The organism is Enterobacter sp. SECR19-1250, assembly GCF_013391025.1.
Lineage (GTDB): Bacteria > Pseudomonadota > Gammaproteobacteria > Enterobacterales > Enterobacteriaceae > Enterobacter > Enterobacter cloacae.
Genome location: NZ_JACASJ010000107.1, coordinates 1 through 16,610 on the forward strand (window position 1 = coordinate 1; position 16,610 = coordinate 16,610).

General features: G+C 53.4%; 15 protein-coding genes and 2 pseudogenes. 15 read left to right on the forward strand and 2 right to left on the reverse strand.

The genetic code is table 11. The features are described 5' to 3' along the window. Positions 1 to 31: 31 nt before the first annotated feature. Positions 32 to 1,558: pseudogene (gene csrD, locus HX884_RS21425) on the reverse strand (RNase E specificity factor CsrD); the annotation flags it as partial. A gap of 181 nt (positions 1,559 to 1,739) precedes the next feature. Between csrD and HX884_RS21430 the strand changes: the two are divergent. The 13 genes from HX884_RS21430 to HX884_RS21490 all read left to right on the forward strand — a co-directional run bounded on the left by HX884_RS21430 (position 1,740) and on the right by HX884_RS21490 (position 13,791). Beyond that, a complete protein-coding gene (locus HX884_RS21430) occupies positions 1,740 to 2,714 on the forward strand; it encodes an MDR family oxidoreductase (protein ID WP_178328762.1) in 975 nt (324 codons plus the stop codon). A gap of 77 nt (positions 2,715 to 2,791) precedes the next feature. Continuing rightward, on the forward strand, positions 2,792 to 3,793 hold the full coding sequence (gene msrP, locus HX884_RS21435) for a protein-methionine-sulfoxide reductase catalytic subunit MsrP (RefSeq protein ID WP_040021899.1): 1,002 nt from the start codon (positions 2,792 to 2,794) through the stop codon (positions 3,791 to 3,793). Continuing rightward, positions 3,794 to 4,393 carry a protein-methionine-sulfoxide reductase heme-binding subunit MsrQ gene (msrQ, locus tag HX884_RS21440; RefSeq protein WP_178328763.1) on the forward strand — a complete coding sequence of 200 codons (600 nt, stop codon included), beginning with the start codon at positions 3,794 to 3,796 and terminating at the stop codon, positions 4,391 to 4,393. It begins immediately after the preceding gene. 233 nt (positions 4,394 to 4,626) lie between these two features. Continuing rightward, entirely contained in the window at positions 4,627 to 5,079 is a 453-nt protein-coding gene (gene aroQ, locus HX884_RS21445; protein WP_013098991.1) for a type II 3-dehydroquinate dehydratase, read from the forward strand. Between the two features lie 21 nt (positions 5,080 to 5,100). Then, on the forward strand, positions 5,101 to 5,565 hold the full coding sequence (gene accB, locus HX884_RS21450) for an acetyl-CoA carboxylase biotin carboxyl carrier protein (protein WP_013098992.1): 465 nt from the start codon (positions 5,101 to 5,103) through the stop codon (positions 5,563 to 5,565). 10 nt (positions 5,566 to 5,575) lie between these two features. Continuing rightward, positions 5,576 to 6,925, forward strand: a complete 1,350-nt coding sequence (accC, locus tag HX884_RS21455; protein WP_178328764.1) for an acetyl-CoA carboxylase biotin carboxylase subunit — start codon at positions 5,576 to 5,578, stop codon at positions 6,923 to 6,925. A 108-nt stretch (positions 6,926 to 7,033) separates the two neighbouring features. Next, the gene (locus HX884_RS21460) at positions 7,034 to 7,276 is read left to right on the forward strand and encodes a YhdT family protein (RefSeq protein WP_013098993.1); all 243 of its coding nucleotides are present in this window, start codon (positions 7,034 to 7,036) and stop codon (positions 7,274 to 7,276) included. Continuing rightward, entirely contained in the window at positions 7,266 to 8,717 is a 1,452-nt protein-coding gene (gene panF, locus HX884_RS21465; RefSeq protein WP_020687390.1) for a sodium/pantothenate symporter, read from the forward strand. Before HX884_RS21460 ends, panF begins: the two co-directional genes overlap by 11 nt. A gap of 11 nt (positions 8,718 to 8,728) precedes the next feature. Then, positions 8,729 to 9,610 carry a 50S ribosomal protein L11 methyltransferase gene (gene prmA, locus HX884_RS21470; protein WP_014833498.1) on the forward strand — a complete coding sequence of 294 codons (882 nt, stop codon included), beginning with the start codon at positions 8,729 to 8,731 and terminating at the stop codon, positions 9,608 to 9,610. A 329-nt stretch (positions 9,611 to 9,939) separates the two neighbouring features. After that, positions 9,940 to 10,905 carry a tRNA dihydrouridine synthase DusB gene (gene dusB / locus HX884_RS21475; RefSeq protein WP_013098996.1) on the forward strand — a complete coding sequence of 322 codons (966 nt, stop codon included), beginning with the start codon at positions 9,940 to 9,942 and terminating at the stop codon, positions 10,903 to 10,905. A gap of 23 nt (positions 10,906 to 10,928) precedes the next feature. Then, positions 10,929 to 11,225 (forward strand): DNA-binding transcriptional regulator Fis, encoded by a 297-nt coding sequence (gene fis / locus HX884_RS21480; RefSeq protein WP_000462905.1) that lies wholly within the window; start codon positions 10,929 to 10,931, stop codon positions 11,223 to 11,225. Between the two features lie 180 nt (positions 11,226 to 11,405). Beyond that, a complete protein-coding gene (locus HX884_RS21485; RefSeq protein ID WP_178328765.1) occupies positions 11,406 to 11,570 on the forward strand; it encodes a DUF2556 family protein in 165 nt (54 codons plus the stop codon). A 139-nt stretch (positions 11,571 to 11,709) separates the two neighbouring features. Continuing rightward, positions 11,710 to 13,791 (forward strand): bifunctional diguanylate cyclase/phosphodiesterase, encoded by a 2,082-nt coding sequence (locus HX884_RS21490; RefSeq protein WP_178328766.1) that lies wholly within the window; start codon positions 11,710 to 11,712, stop codon positions 13,789 to 13,791. On the opposite strand, the gene envR is transcribed toward HX884_RS21490, so the two are convergent. After that, entirely contained in the window at positions 13,707 to 14,426 is a 720-nt protein-coding gene (gene envR / locus HX884_RS21495) for an acrEF/envCD operon transcriptional regulator (RefSeq protein ID WP_074144863.1), read from the reverse strand. The genes HX884_RS21490 and envR overlap by 85 nt on opposite strands. A gap of 386 nt (positions 14,427 to 14,812) precedes the next feature. On the opposite strand from envR, the gene HX884_RS21500 reads away from it, so the two are divergent. Next, positions 14,813 to 15,952 (forward strand): efflux RND transporter periplasmic adaptor subunit, encoded by a 1,140-nt coding sequence (locus tag HX884_RS21500; protein ID WP_013098999.1) that lies wholly within the window; start codon positions 14,813 to 14,815, stop codon positions 15,950 to 15,952. An 11-nt stretch (positions 15,953 to 15,963) separates the two neighbouring features. Then, positions 15,964 to 16,554: pseudogene (locus HX884_RS21505) on the forward strand (efflux RND transporter permease subunit); the annotation flags it as partial. Positions 16,555 to 16,610 lie beyond the last annotated feature (56 nt).

The window sequence follows — 16,610 nt, forward strand, 5'->3', positions numbered from 1 at the left end:
TTAATCAGCGAGTCAGCTTGGGAAGAAATGACCTGCTTATTCGCACCTTCCTTAATGTATCGCGCAGCCAGCGTTGAAAACGCGGGCGAATTAACGACTCGACGGTCACCTGTAATGCCAGACTTTCTTCAGGCCAAAAAGATAAAAACGGAATCAGTCGGCTAATTTGCTGACGGTCATACTCTTCGGAGAGTCCAAATTGCAGGACCATCGGCAGATATTCCGCTGAAATAACCTCTTCCGTGCCGTCAAAAATGCGACACATTAATTCACGGTGGTGAACATGGCCGTTTTTCATCACCGCCGGTTTTTGATAAAGGCGGGGGCCACCGCGGCTCAACATTTGTTCAATCAGGGTACGCCAGCGCACATTGCCACGCCCTTTCTCAGGCAGGGAATCGTCATATACCGCCCAACCGTTCGCCCCTTGCAGCACCGCGTTACGGGTTGCCGCTTCCGCATGCTCCATCACCTGTTCAGTTGACTGCCCGCCGCGCCAGGCGCAGATCCCCATATGCACCATATCATCCCGGTCGAGCATTTTGCTCTGCGGCAGCGCATCCACCGCCTTCAGCAACTGGCTGGCGATGCTCTCCGACTCCTTAAGTGTGCGATGGGGTAACAACACCGCAAAGTCGCTGCGGTGATAGCGCGCCAGCAGCGCGCCGGGATAGCGCATAATAAAAGTCGACAGCAAATTGATGAGCGTAAAGAGGTTCTCTTCCGCCACGCGGCGTCCCCAGGTATCGCGCAGGAGATCGAAATCCGGCAGACGAACCATCATGACGACCCCGTGCGTTCCCACCTTTTCCGGGTCGTCCAGCAGCGTGGCCAGTTGATTATCAAAGAACAGGCGGTTATTCAGACCGGTTTTGTTATCCTGCGCGGCATAGGAACGGATCAGCGTATCCATGCGGCTGCGCTGATCGCTGGCGAATTGAATTTCTGAAAGCAGCGTATCCAGCGCGCTGCTGGTGCTGGACGGCCACTCATAGACCGACCCCCGCACCTGTGGGCCGCGCTCCCCGTTGAGTATTCGCACGGAGCGGTTTTCCAGCAGCTCCTGACCGGAGAGCTGACGGCGTAGCCAGCGCACCGCAAGAAAAATCAGCAGGACAATAAAGGCGACGGCAACGGTGAGTGGCGCGGTGGTCATCATCGAGCGGAAATAGCTGGCCATGGGATCGAGGTAGACCAGGCGTATCGTCATCCCCGGATTTTTAAGGGAATGGACATTCACTTCCCGATACTGGCTCACGACGCCCGCAGGCCGATAGCTCCCCTGACGCTGATGGCTCACTACCGGATGCTTTCCCTGCGTGATGTCGACCTGCACAATATCAACCGGTACCATCAATTCATCCAGCTCGCGGGAGAGTTCCGGTAGCGGAGTGGTAATCAGACGCGTATCAATAACTGACGCAACAGACTCAACCCGGTTGACCAGCTTGTCCTGAATGGCGTTATAAAAGCTCAGGGAGCAGCCAAGGAGCGTGACAAAAATGGTTAACCCCGTCAGCAACGTGATAAAAGCTGAGAACTTCGTCGTTAATCGCATCCTTGAGATTACTCCGTGGGTTGATGGGTAGCGAGTAAGCGCTAACTTGCATTTCAAATGCGCCATACTACCAAACCTGGTGTATCTGGCAATTTATTGCGTTAAATCGGCATAGCGTTTCATTGAGCGAGTATAGTCTTCAGAACGCATTTTCCAATCATCAGAATAGTGAGGATCCTGTATGCAGGCTTTGATCTTAGAACAGCAGGACGGCAATACCGTTGCCTCGGTGCAAGCCCTTGATGAGAGCCGTCTGCCCGAAGGCGACGTCACCGTCGACATCGACTGGTCCAGTCTGAATTACAAGGATGCCCTGGCCATCACCGGCAAAGGTAAAATCATCCGAAATTTCCCGATGGTGCCAGGGATTGATTTTGCAGGCCACGTTCATTCCAGCGAAGATCCGCGGTTTCATGCCGGCCAGCAGGTGCTGCTCACCGGTTGGGGCGTCGGCGAAAATCACTGGGGCGGGCTGGCAACGCAGGCGCGGGTGAAAGGCGAGTGGCTGGTGCCCATGCCTGCTGGGCTGGATGGCCGCAAAGCGATGATTATCGGCACCGCAGGCTTTACCGCCATGCTGTGCGTCATGGCCCTTGAAGATGCCGGTATCCGCCCTGAGTCAGGCGAGATAGTCGTGACCGGGGCCAGCGGTGGCGTTGGCAGCACGGCGGTGGCTTTACTGCACAAACTGGGGTATCAGGTCGTCGCGGTCTCAGGCCGTGAAAGCACCCATGACTACCTGCGTCAGCTTGGTGCCAGCCGCATTCTTGGCCGCGACGAATTTGCCGAAACCCGTCCGCTGGAAAAACACCTCTGGGCCGGAGCGGTGGATACCGTCGGAAATAACGTGCTGGCAAAAGTGCTGGCGCAGATGAACTACGGTGGCTGCGTGGCGGCCTGCGGTCTGGCGGGCGGTTTTGCGCTGCCAACCACCGTTATGCCCTTTATCCTGCGTAACGTGCGCCTGCAGGGTGTGGATTCCGTCATGACTCCGGCGGCCCGTCGTGCAGAAGCCTGGGAGCGTCTGGTACGCGACCTGCCTGAGTCCTTCTTCACGCAGAGTGCAACCGAAATCGCCCTCAGCCAGGCGCCGGAATATGCCGGTAAGATCATGGATAATCAGTTCCATGGCCGCGCGCTGGTAAAAATTGCCTAATCTTCAAATTTTCGTGACATATTCGCGCTAATCCTTCTCCTCCGTCATGCTTAGAAAAACGCATGACGGAGGATGCCATGAAAACCCGAAAACTGACGGAAGCCGACGTAACGTCCGAATCTGTCTTTATGTTACAGCGCCGCCAGATCCTGAAAATGCTTGGCATCAGTGCCACCGCGTTGACGCTCACACCTGCGGCTCACGCTGATTTGCTCGACTGGTTTAAAGGCAACGATCGGCCAAAAGCCCCTTCAGGTGCCCCGCTCACCTTTACGAAACCTGCCGAGTGGCAAAACAAACTGACGCTCACGCCAGAAGATAAGGTCACCGGTTATAACAACTTCTACGAATTTGGGCTTGATAAAGCCGATCCTGCGGCCAATGCAGGCAGCATGAAAACCGATCCGTGGACGTTGAAAATTGACGGCGAAGTGGCAAAACCCTTAACGCTGGATCATCACGATCTCACCACCCGTTTCCCGTTAGAGGAACGCATTTATCGTATGCGCTGCGTGGAAGCCTGGTCGATGGTGGTACCGTGGGTAGGTTTTCCGCTGCATAAGCTGCTGGCAATGGTTGAACCCACCAGCAATGCGAAATATGTCGCATTCCAGACGCGTTACGCCCCGGACGAGATGCCAGGCCAGAAGGACCGGTTCATCGGCGGTGGGCTTGCATATCCTTATGTAGAAGGATTACGCCTTGACGAAGCCATGCATCCTCTTACCCTTCTGACCGTCGGCGTTTACGGTAAAGCGCTCCCGCCGCAGAACGGCGCCCCCATCCGGCTAACGGTACCGTGGAAATATGGCTTCAAGGGCATTAAATCGATCGTCAGTATTAAGCTCACCCGCGAGCGTCCGCCCACGACATGGAATCTCGCCGCGCCGGACGAATACGGTTTCTTCGCCAACGTGAACCCGCATGTCGATCACCCACGCTGGTCGCAGGCGACGGAACGGTTTATCGGTTCCGGCGGGGCGCTGGATGTGAAGCGTCAGCCCACGCTGCTTTTTAACGGCTATGCGGATGAAGTGGCGTCGCTCTACCGTGGCCTCAATTTACGGGAGAACTTCTGAGTGCGTTTAACGGCAAAACAGGTAACCTGGCTGAAAGTGCTGCTACATTTAGCCGGGTTGCTCCCGTTTATCTGGTTGTTCTGGGCCGCCAGCCAGGGGCTCTTTAGTGCCGATCCGGCTAAAGATATCCAGCACTTTACTGGTCGGATGGCTCTGAAATTTTTACTGGCGACCTTGCTGGTTTCGCCGCTGGCGCGCTACGCTAAACAGCCATTATTGATACGCACACGTCGGCTATTAGGGCTATGGTGTTTTGCCTGGGCCACGTTGCACCTAACCAGTTACGCGCTGCTGGAACTGGGGATTAACAACCTGGCACTGCTGGGCCGCGAACTGGTCACGCGTCCTTATCTGACGCTGGGCATTGTCAGTTGGCTGGTGTTACTGGCATTAGCGCTGACATCCACGCAATATGCGCAGCGAAAACTGGGTAAGCGCTGGCAGTTGCTGCACAACTTCGTCTATCTTGTCGCGTTCCTCGCACCCATCCATTATCTGTGGTCCGTGAAGATCCTCTCGCCTCAGCCCATCCTCTACGCGCTGCTGGCTTTGGCGCTTTTAGCATGGCGTTACAAGAAGTTCCGCCAGTGGTTGCGATAGTTCGCGAAACTGTGCGTTTTCCCGCAGATTACTTATCAACCGCCATTCTTTTTCGGATAGCGGTTGATAATCTTCCCTGATAAGACCAGTATTTAGCTGCCAAATGCTACGAAATCGTTATAATGTGCGACTTTGGTTTTCCTGAATGCATTTTAGGAAAGTCATCAGGTGACTTTCGCGTTTCAAAGGTATATTTTGGTTTTTACCCGAGATTCGCAGGAGATAGCGACACAATGGCAGAAAAATTCCGAATCTTAGTTTTAAACGGACCGAACCTGAACATGCTCGGCACCCGTGAGCCAGAGAAGTACGGCACGCTGACATTAAGTGAAATTGTTAACCGTTTGGGTACGGAAGCAGCGTCACTGAATGTGGATTTGGATCATTTTCAGTCAAACGCGGAGTACGCACTCATCGACCGTATTCATCAGGCTAAAGACACTGTGGACTATATCCTGATCAATCCGGCCGCGTTTACGCACACCAGTGTTGCTATCCGCGACGCACTGCTGGCGGTGAGTATCCCGTTTATCGAGATCCACCTCAGCAACGTGCACGCCCGAGAGCCGTTCCGCCACCATTCGTATCTGTCGGATATCGCCGCTGGCGTTATCTGCGGACTGGGCGCAGACGGTTATTCATACGCTTTACAGACAGCGGTAAAACGCCTGTCACAATCACACTAAACAAGAGTACGGAACCCACTCATGGATATTCGTAAGATTAAAAAACTGATCGAGCTGGTTGAAGAATCAGGCATCTCCGAACTGGAAATTTCTGAAGGCGAAGAGTCTGTACGTATCAGCCGTGCAGCCCCAGCCGCTAGCTTCCCGGTAATGCAGCAAGCTTATGCTGCGCCAGTGCAGCAGCCTGCGCTCTCTGCAGCCGTTGCACCAGCCGCAACTGAAGCCGCACCTGCCGCTGCAGCAGAAATCAGTGGTCACATCGTACGTTCCCCAATGGTTGGTACTTTCTACCGCACCCCGAGCCCGGACGCGAAGGCGTTCATCGAAGTGGGTCAGAAAGTCAACGTAGGCGATACCCTGTGTATCGTTGAAGCCATGAAAATGATGAACCAGATCGAAGCAGACAAATCAGGTACTGTGAAGGCGATTCTGGTCGAAAGTGGTCAGCCGGTAGAATTTGACGAGCCGCTGGTCGTCATCGAGTAACGAGGCGAACATGCTGGATAAAATTGTTATCGCCAACCGCGGCGAGATCGCACTGCGTATTCTTCGTGCCTGTAAAGAACTGGGCATCAAGACTGTCGCTGTGCACTCAAGCGCGGACCGCGATTTAAAACACGTATTGCTGGCGGATGAGACGGTCTGTATCGGCCCGGCTCCGTCCGTAAAAAGCTATCTGAACATCCCGGCAATCATCAGCGCCGCTGAAATCACTGGCGCGGTGGCAATTCACCCGGGTTATGGCTTCCTCTCCGAGAACGCCAACTTTGCTGAGCAGGTTGAACGCTCTGGCTTTATCTTCATCGGCCCGAAAGCTGACACCATCCGCCTGATGGGTGACAAAGTGTCTGCAATCACCGCGATGAAAAAAGCCGGTGTTCCAACCGTTCCAGGTTCTGACGGCCCGCTGACTGACGACATGGATGCAAACCGTGCTCATGCTAAACGCATTGGCTACCCGGTGATCATCAAGGCGTCCGGCGGCGGCGGCGGTCGCGGTATGCGCGTAGTGCGCAGCGACGCTGAACTGGCACAATCCATCTCCATGACCAAAGCGGAAGCGAAAGCAGCTTTCAGCAATGACATGGTGTACATGGAAAAATACCTGGAAAACCCACGCCACATCGAAATTCAGGTGCTGGCTGACGGTCAGGGTAACGCTATCTATCTGGCAGAACGTGACTGCTCCATGCAGCGTCGTCACCAGAAAGTGGTCGAAGAAGCACCAGCACCGGGCATTACCCCGGAACTGCGTCGCTACATCGGCGAGCGTTGTGCCAAAGCGTGTGTCGACATCGGCTATCGCGGGGCGGGTACCTTCGAATTCCTGTTCGAAAACGGTGAGTTCTACTTCATTGAGATGAACACCCGTATTCAGGTTGAACACCCGGTTACCGAAATGATCACCGGCGTTGACCTGATCAAAGAGCAGCTGCGTATCGCTGCCGGCCAGCCTCTTTCCATCAAACAGGAAGAAGTAGTGGCCAAAGGCCATGCGGTCGAGTGCCGTATCAACGCCGAAGACCCGAACACCTTCCTGCCAAGCCCGGGTAAAATCACGCGTTTCCACGCGCCGGGTGGCTTTGGCGTGCGTTGGGAGTCTCATATTTACGCCGGTTACACCGTACCGCCGTACTATGACTCAATGATCGGTAAGCTTATCTGCTACGGCGAAAACCGTGACGTGGCGATTGCCCGCATGAAGAACGCCCTGCAGGAGCTAATCATCGACGGTATCAAAACCAACGTTGATCTGCAGATGCGCATCATGAGCGACGAGCACTTCCAGAATGGTGGGACGAACATCCACTATCTGGAGAAAAAACTCGGTCTCAACGAGAAGTAAGAAAGCATCTATGCTAAAAGGCCGGTTTAACCGGCCTTTTTTATTTCTGGGGATCGTCAAGGCCCATCATGTACAATCCCCGCTTTCTTCATCCACAAGGGACAAAAAATGGACAAACGTTTTGTTCAGGCCCATAAAGAAGCGCGCTGGGCGCTGTGGCTGACCCTTCTCTATCTTGCCGCATGGTTGGTAACCGCTTACTTACCTGATTCTGCAATTGGCATCACCGGCCTGCCTCACTGGTTTGAAATGGCCTGTCTGCTGGTACCGCTGATTTTTATCCTGCTGTGCTGGGCAATGGTGAAATTCATTTATCGCGATATCCCGCTGGAGGACGACGATGCAGCTTGAAGTCATTCTGCCGCTTATCGCGTATTTGTTGGTCGTGTTTGGCGTGTCCGTGTATGCCATGCGCAAAAGGGCAACCGGCACCTTCCTGAACGAATATTTCCTCGGCAGCCGTTCAATGGGCGGCATTGTGTTAGCGATGACGCTCACCGCCACCTATATCAGCGCCAGCTCATTTATTGGCGGTCCCGGGGCAGCCTATAAATATGGGTTAGGCTGGGTGCTGCTGGCGATGATCCAGCTCCCGGCTATCTGGCTTTCGCTGGGTATACTCGGCAAGAAGTTCGCTATTCTGGCGCGTCGCTATAATGCCGTGACGCTGAACGACATGCTGTTTGCCCGCTACCGCAGCCGTTTACTGGTATGGCTGGCAAGTTTAAGCCTGCTGGTCGCCTTTGTGGGTGCGATGACGGTGCAGTTTATTGGCGGTGCACGTCTGCTTGAAACCGCAGCAGGGATCCCTTATGAGACTGGCCTGCTTATCTTTGGGATCAGTATCGCGCTTTATACGGCGTTTGGTGGATTCCGCGCCAGCGTACTGAACGACACCCTGCAGGGCATGGTGATGCTCATCGGAACCATTGTGCTGCTGGTGGGGATTGTCCATGCGGCAGGCGGCCTGAGCCATGCTGTTGAAACCCTTGAAGCGATTGACCCGAAACTGGTCACTCCAGAGGGCGCAGATGACATTCTTTCACCCACCTTTATGACCTCCTTCTGGGTGCTGGTCTGCTTCGGCGTCATTGGACTGCCGCATACCGCTGTACGGTGTATCTCCTATAAGGACAGTAAAGCGGTTCATCGCGGCATTATTATCGGGACCATTGTGGTGGCGATACTGATGCTGGGAATGCATCTGGCGGGTGCATTAGGTCGTGCGGTGATCCCAGATCTTACCGTGCCCGACCTGGTGATCCCTACCCTGATGGTTAAAGTCCTGCCCCCCTTTGCTGCCGGGATTTTCCTAGCCGCACCGATGGCCGCCATTATGTCGACGATCAACGCTCAGTTGCTGCAAAGTTCCGCTACGATTATCAAAGATCTCTATCTGAATTTGCGTCCCGAGCAGTTGAAAAACGAACGACGCTTAAAGCGGATGTCTGCGGTGATCACGCTGTTATTAGGGGCGCTGCTGCTGCTGGCCGCCTGGCGTCCACCGGAGATGATCATCTGGCTGAACCTGCTTGCGTTTGGCGGCCTTGAAGCTGTTTTCCTGTGGCCGCTGGTGCTTGGCCTGTACTGGGAACGCGCGAATGCTGCGGGCGCGCTAAGCGGCATGATTGTTGGCGGTGTCGTGTACGCCGTGCTCGCTACCTTTAAGATCCAGTACCTGGGCTTCCATCCAATTGTGCCTTCGTTACTGTTAAGTTTACTGGCGTTTGTGGTGGGGAACCGTTTCGGTCAACCCGTCCCACAACCCGCTATGATGTCTACTGATAAATAAAGAGTTTTGCCATGCCGTGGATCCAACTAAAACTGAACACAACTGGTGCTCACGCCGAAGAGCTGAGCGATGCGCTGATGGAGGCCGGCTCGGTCTCTATCACCTTCCAGGACACGCATGACACGCCGGTCTTTGAGCCGCTGCCGGGCGAAACACGCCTGTGGGGCGATACCGACGTGATTGGCCTGTTTGATGCTGAAACCGACATGAAAGAAGTGGTCGCGATTCTGGAACATCATCCTCTGCTGGGCGCGGGTTTTGCGCACAAAATCGAACAACTGGAAGACAAAGACTGGGAACGCGAGTGGATGGATAACTTCCACCCCATGCAGTTTGGCAAGCGTCTGTGGATCTGCCCAAGCTGGCGCGAAGTTCCCGATGAAAACGCGGTCAACGTGATGCTCGACCCGGGTCTGGCATTCGGTACCGGCACCCACCCGACCACCTCACTGTGCCTGCAGTGGCTGGATGGTCTGGATCTGGAAGGGAAAACCGTGATCGACTTCGGCTGTGGATCCGGGATCCTCGCCATTGCCGCACTGAAGCTGGGCGCCGCAAAAGCCATCGGGATCGATATCGATCCGCAGGCTATTCAGGCCAGTCGTGATAACGCCGAGCGTAACGGCGTTTCCGATCGCCTTGAGCTGTATCTCCCGGACGCGCAGCCAGAGGCCATGAAAGCCGATGTGGTGGTCGCTAACATCCTGGCGGGCCCATTACGCGAGCTTGCACCGTTAATCAGCGTGCTGCCCGTTGAGGGCGGTCTGCTGGGGCTGTCCGGGATCCTGGCAAGCCAGGCTGACAGCGTTTGCGAAGCCTACGCCGATCTCTTCACCCTCGATCCGGTGGTGGAAAAAGAAGAGTGGTGCCGCATCACAGGCCGTAAAAAATAAGAACATTTTTCGTACTGAGATGATGTTCTAAAATGCGACGCAGATCGCATAGAAGCGGGAGAATCTGCTGCTAAAAACAGCAGAATATCCCGCTCAACGGATTCATTTTTTGAGAAATGATGAGAAGTTACGGGAAATTGTAAGCGGTCATAAAATCGCCGTTAATACATAACATAATGATTTAAATAAAAAATAATTTTCATCATTGTGACTGGGTGGCGATTCCATGATCTACAACAGTGGATTGTTCAAAGTTTGGCCTTTCATCTCGTGCAAAAAATGCGTAATATACGCCGCCTTGCAGTCACAGTATGGTCATTTCTTAACTCATGCGCATCGGACACCACCAGCTCAGAAATCGCCTGATCGCAGCCCCAATGGCAGGTATTACCGACCGGCCGTTCAGGACGCTGTGTTATGAGATGGGAGCCGGTTTAACCGTTTCCGAGATGATGTCGTCTAACCCGCAGGTCTGGGAAAGCGATAAATCCCGCCTTCGGATGGTGCACATTGATGAACCAGGTATTCGCACCGTGCAAATCGCCGGAAGTGTGCCTGAAGAGATGGCAGATGCCGCGCGGATTAACGTGGAAAGTGGCGCCCAGATTATTGATATCAACATGGGTTGCCCGGCCAAAAAAGTGAATCGCAAGCTTGCAGGTTCAGCCCTTCTGCAATACCCCGACCAGGTGAAGTCAATCCTGACGGCGGTTGTCAGCGCAGTGGACGTTCCTGTTACGTTGAAGATTCGCACGGGTTGGTCGCCGGAACACCGTAACTGTGTAGAGATTGCCCAACTGGCCGAAGACTGTGGCATTCAGGCCCTGACCATTCATGGACGCACTCGCGCCTGTTTGTTCAACGGTGAAGCTGAATACGACAGCATTCGGGCAGTTAAGCAGAAAGTTTCCATTCCGATTATCGCGAATGGCGACATTACTGACCCGCTTAAAGCCAGAGCTGTGCTCGACTATACGGGAGCTGATGCTCTGATGATAGGACGTGCAGCTCAGGGAAGACCCTGGATCTTTCGGGAAATCCAGCATTATCTGGACACTGGGGAGCTGCTTGCCCCGCTGCCTCTGGCAGAGGTTAAGCGCTTGCTTTGTTCGCATGTTCGGGAACTGCATGACCACTACGGCCAGGCAAAAGGGTACCGAATTGCGCGTAAACACGTCTCCTGGTATCTCCAGGAGCACGCTCCAAATGACCAGTTTCGGCGCACATTCAACGCCATAGAGGATGCCAGCGAACAGCTGGAGGCGTTGGAGGCATACTTCGAAAATCTTGCGTAATGAAATAAAGAGCTGACAGAACTATGTTCGAACAACGCGTAAATTCTGACGTACTGACCGTTTCTACCGTTAACTCTCAGGATCAGGTAACTCAAAAACCCCTGCGTGACTCGGTTAAACAGGCACTGAAGAACTATTTTGCTCAACTGAATGGTCAGGATGTTAATGACCTGTATGAGCTGGTACTGGCTGAAGTTGAACAGCCACTGTTGGACATGGTGATGCAATACACCCGCGGTAACCAAACCCGCGCTGCGCTGATGATGGGTATCAACCGTGGTACTCTGCGTAAGAAACTGAAAAAATACGGCATGAACTAATTTCGGTTAGCGAAATGCTTGTTTAAAAAGGCGCTACCTGGCATGGGGATGCGCCTTTTTTATTGCTTCACATCTGCCACCGTCAACGCTTTGTAAACCTTCGCTTTCCCCACTTTTCAACCGCCGCTTTTCGTGTATATTTCCACCACCTTACTGGCTCTCTTCTCCCGGAATGTCATAATGATTCGTAAATACTGGTGGCTGGTTGTCTTTGCTATCTCAGTTTTTCTCTTTGATGCGCTGCTGATGCAGTGGATTGAACTGATGAGCACTGAAACCGATAAGTGTAGCAATATGGATTCCGTGAACCCGCTTAAACTCGTCAATTGTTCAGAGCTGGACTGAGCCGCCAACGTCGTCAAAAACCCCGAAATCACTTAATAAAAACGGGGATTTAAATCCCTTTGAGTCATTACCTTACGATGATAATGTCTCGCCCTTCACCACCGCCCTTGCGTAACCTCACACTCGAGTTGAACCGATCATGCTGGTTAGCCAATACAACCATATCCTTGTCGTCCTCTCCTTTGTTGTCGCTATCCTTGCTGCCTATACCGCGCTGAATATGGCCGCGCGTGTGGCGGGAAGTCAGGGCGTGGCAGCGCGCATCTGGCTGGCCGGTGGCGGTGTTGCAATGGGTATTGGCGTATGGGCGATGCATTTTATCGGCATGCTGGCGATGGATCTCTCCATGAGCATGAGCTACAACGCCACCCTGACGGGGTTATCGATGGTTATCACCGTGGGTTCATCCTTGTTTGCGCTGTGGCTTGTCAGCAGCGAGCAGCTGCGTTTGCGCCGTCTGCTGCCCGGTGCACTAGTCATGGGAACCGGTATTGTGGCCATGCATTACACCGGCATGGCGGCCCTGGAGGTTACGCCCGGTATTATCTGGGATAAAACATGGGTGGCGATATCAGTCGCTATTGCGCTTGCTGCGTCGCTCGCCGCACTGTGGCTGACGTTCCGCCTGCGTCATGAAGCCGCTCAGGTCGCGCTGATGCGCATGGGTGCCGCAATCACGATGGGGATTGCGATTGCCGGAGTGCATTATGCGGGGATGAAAGCCGCACAGTTTCCAGTGTCGACCATGGCTCACCATGAGGGGATTAACGGCAGCTGGCTGGCCGTGCTGGTGAGCGTTGTCGCACTCGCCATCCTTGGTATCACCCTGCTGGTGTCGATGCTGGATGCGCGCCTGCAGGCACGCACCTCTCTCCTCGCCTCGTCTCTGGCGGAAGCAAACCGGGAGCTGGCCCAGCTGGCGCTACAGGATACGCTGACGCGCCTGCCCAATCGTATCCTGCTGGAAGATCGACTCGATCAGGCCATCAACAAAGCAGATCGTGAAGGCACACATTTCGCATTGATGTTTATGGATCTCGACGGCTTTAAAACCGTCAATGACGCCTACGGGCATGATGTCGGCGATAAACTGCTGGTTGCCGTTACGCAACGCCTGCTGCTCCCCCTGAAAGGCCAGTTCACCCTTGCACGTATTGGCGGTGATGAATTTGTTCTGCTGGCAGAAGTTGGGGGGCCGGACGATGCAGCCTCCCTTGCCAATGCCCTGGTACGCACTATCGATAGTCCATTCAATGTGGATCCGTATGAACTGGTGGTGACCCTCAGTATTGGCATTGCGCTTTATCCTCACGATGGCAAAACCGATCGCGAGCTGATGTTTAATGCCGATGCGGCGATGTACCACACCAAGCATATGGGCCGTAACGGTTATCACTTTTTCCAGCCCTCCATGAACACGCTGGCGCAAACCCATCTGCAGCTGATGAACGATCTGTGGCTGGCCATCGATCGTAATGAGCTACAGCTGCATTATCAGCCCAAATTCCATGCGCCGGCAGGCCCCGTACTCGGGTTTGAGGCACTCCTGCGCTGGCAACACCCGAAGCTGGGATTGCTGACGCCAGACCTGTTCCTGCCGCTGGCGGAAAAAACGGGACAGATCATTCCCATTGGCAACTGGGTTATCAACGAAGCCTGCCGCCAGTTGCGGGAATGGCACCTTAAAGGGCATCAAAACTGGTCAATGGCGGTGAACCTGTCGACACTTCAGTTTGAACAACCTTCGCTGGTGAGTACGGTGCTTGATTGTCTGACACGTCACCAGGTACCGCCGGAAATGCTGATCCTTGAAGTGACGGAAACCACTGCGATGAGTAACCCGGATGAGAGCGTGCGGGTGCTGACAGAGCTGACGAATGCAGGCGTAAAAGCCTCTATTGATGACTTTGGTACCGGCTACTCGAGCCTGCTGTATCTTAAACGCTTACCCGCCTGTGAATTGAAAATCGACAGGGCGTTTGTAAAAGAGCTCAGTGGAGAAAGCGAAGATGCGACCATTGTCTCCGCGATTGTCGCCCTGGCGAAAACGCTGAATCTGAAAGTGGTGGCTGAAGGGGTGGAAACCGAAGCACAGCAAGCCTTTTTGACGGAACTGGGCTGTAATACCCTTCAGGGCTATTTGTTAGGGAAACCTGTCAGCGCGCAGACCATTGAAACGCTTTGCGAGCAGGGAGAGATCTTGCCCGACACCGAGTCGTAAGCCTCTTCATGTGGCGACACGCGCACCACCGGGAGTGTCGCCAGAATGTTATCGACCAGAGCAGGTGCCTGTTGATAGAGGTTGAAGCTGTCGTTATTCATTAACCAGTTTTTAATTATTCCGCTAAAAAATCCGTGAAACACTATCAGCGTTAAATCCACATTGACCTGCGAAGAAATGATGTTTCGTGAAATACAGCGCTCCAGTGTCGCACGTAGAAAATCATTGTTGAAACCAATACGTTTCCTGATTTCATACTCGGAAACCATATCACTGGTAAATTCACACTTATGATACAAAATCTGTAACAGCGCGCACTGGCGAGGCTCATGCGCAATATATTGCAACGCAGTGATAAATTGCTCACGAAGCATTAACAAGGGATCATCTTTTTCGGAAAGAGAAAGTCTGTCGCGAATGAGATCGCGAAGCGGCAATTGCTGTTCCCAGATAGCATTAAATATCTCTGTTTTACTGGTGAAATGCCAATAGACGGCCCCACGCGTCACCTTTGCCGCATCGGCGATATCCGTCAGCGTTGTGTTGGTTACGCCACGTGTCGCAAACTGCCCGATAGCCGCTTCAATCAGCTGTTGACGGGTTTGTTGAGCCTCTGCTTTCTTTTTACGCGCCATGGACGATTACTCGTTACTCACAAGAATTAAGCTGTTTAGTAGGGTTTTGTAATCGGAAGTATTCATGAAAGACAAGGTGAATTCTGCACAAAAAAAGTCAATTCGCTTTATTTATAACTGAGGTAAATACATACCAATAATTAAATTCACAAAACAGATGGATGCCCTCTATGAAACATCACTCTCCTGATTACTTTTGTTAAAGTATATTGCTGTAAACGCAAAGCCTTCTTCTGATTTTCTTTCCTGCCGCATTTATCCGCACTTATAAATTAAAAAACATTAAATACCCTCATTATTATACGCAGCTACATTTTTTGTTTTTGTCCCCTGCCCTGTCACCGATCCACGGAAATATCGGTTAATGGGTATTTAAAGGAACAGTAATGACGAATCATTTCAGACGCTTGCCCTTAACCGGTTTTATTGTCTGCGCCGCACTGCTTGCCGGATGCGATGGACAGGAAAATCAGCAACATCAACCGCAGCCGCCTCAGGTGAGTGTACACATTGTCAAAAGTGCCCCCCTCACTGTGACAACAGAGCTGCCGGGCAGAACAGATGCGTTTCGCGTTGCGGAAGTGCGTCCTCAGGTTAGCGGCATTATCCTGCGTCGCAATTTCACCGAAGGCAGCGATGTCAAAGCTGGTCAGTCACTTTATCAGATCGATCCCGCCAGCTATCAGGCGGCGTATGACAGCGCAAAAGGAGAGCTGGCGAAAGCCCAGGCGGCAGCCAATATTGCGCACCTGACGGTGAAACGTTATCTCCCGCTGGTGGGCACACAGTATGTCAGTAAGCAGGAGTACGACCAGGCCGTTGCAACGGCTCAGCAGGCGGATGCCAGCGTCGTTGCTGCAAAAGCAGGAGTTGAAAGCGCACGCATCAACCTTGCCTATACCAAAGTCACCTCTCCCGTCGATGGTCGCATTGGTAAATCCAGCGTGACCGAGGGAGCACTCGTCACCAACGGCCAGGCAAACGCCCTGGCAACGGTACAGCAACTGGATCCGATGTATGTCGATGTCACCCAGTCCAGCAATGATTTTATGCGTCTGAAGCAGACAAGCCTGCAAAAAGGGGAGACCACCAGCACCGTCGAGCTGTTGATGGAGAATGGTCAGCCCTATCCGCTAAAAGGCACGCTGCAGTTTTCTGATGTGACGGTTGATGAAAGCACTGGCTCCATCACTCTGCGGGCGATTTTCCCGAATCCGCAACACCTGCTGTTACCGGGAATGTTTGTACGCGCCCGCATTAATGAGGGTACGCAGCCGAATGCGATTCTGATCCCACAGCAAGGCGTCACCCGCACGCCGCGTGGGGATGCAACCGTCCTGATTGTTAACGACAAAAACCAGGTTGAGTCACGCACCGTCGTTGCCTCTCAGGCCATTGGCGATCGCTGGCTGGTCACAGAGGGGCTGAAAAACGGTGACCGCGTGATTGTCAGTGGGTTACAAAAAGCCAAACCTGGGGCTACCGTCGTCGCCACACCCGATACCTCTACGACTCCAGCCGGTTAAGGAACGACGTCATGGCTAATTTCTTTATCCAGAGGCCGGTTTTCGCCTGGGTACTCGCCATCATTTTGATGATTGCAGGTGGGCTGGCGATCCTCAAACTGCCTGTAGCGCAGTATCCGACTATCGCCCCACCCGCGGTTGCCATAACCGCAACCTACCCTGGCGCAGATGCGCAGACGGTGCAGGATACCGTGACGCAGGTTATCGAACAGAATATGAACGGCATCGATAACCTGATGTATATGTCATCCACCAGCGATTCTGCAGGTAATGTCACCATCACCCTGACCTTTGAGTCTGGTACAGACCCGGATATCGCCCAGGTTCAGGTTCAGAATAAACTTCAGCTCGCCATGCCGCTGCTGCCGCAGGAAGTGCAGCAACAAGGGATCGGCGTTGAGAAGTCCAGCAGCAGCTTCCTGCTGGTGGCTGGCTTTGTTTCAGACAATAAAAGCCTCTCGCAGGATGACATTTCCGACTACGTCGCCTCGAATGTGAAAGATGCCATTAGTCGAACCACAGGGGTGGGTGATGTTCAGCTGTTTGGTGCCCAGTATGCAATGCGCATCTGGCTCGACAGTAACGCGATGAATAAATACCAGCGTAAGCGTCAAGCCACTGCCGCCTGTTGCGATTACTAACGATTGACGATGATAGA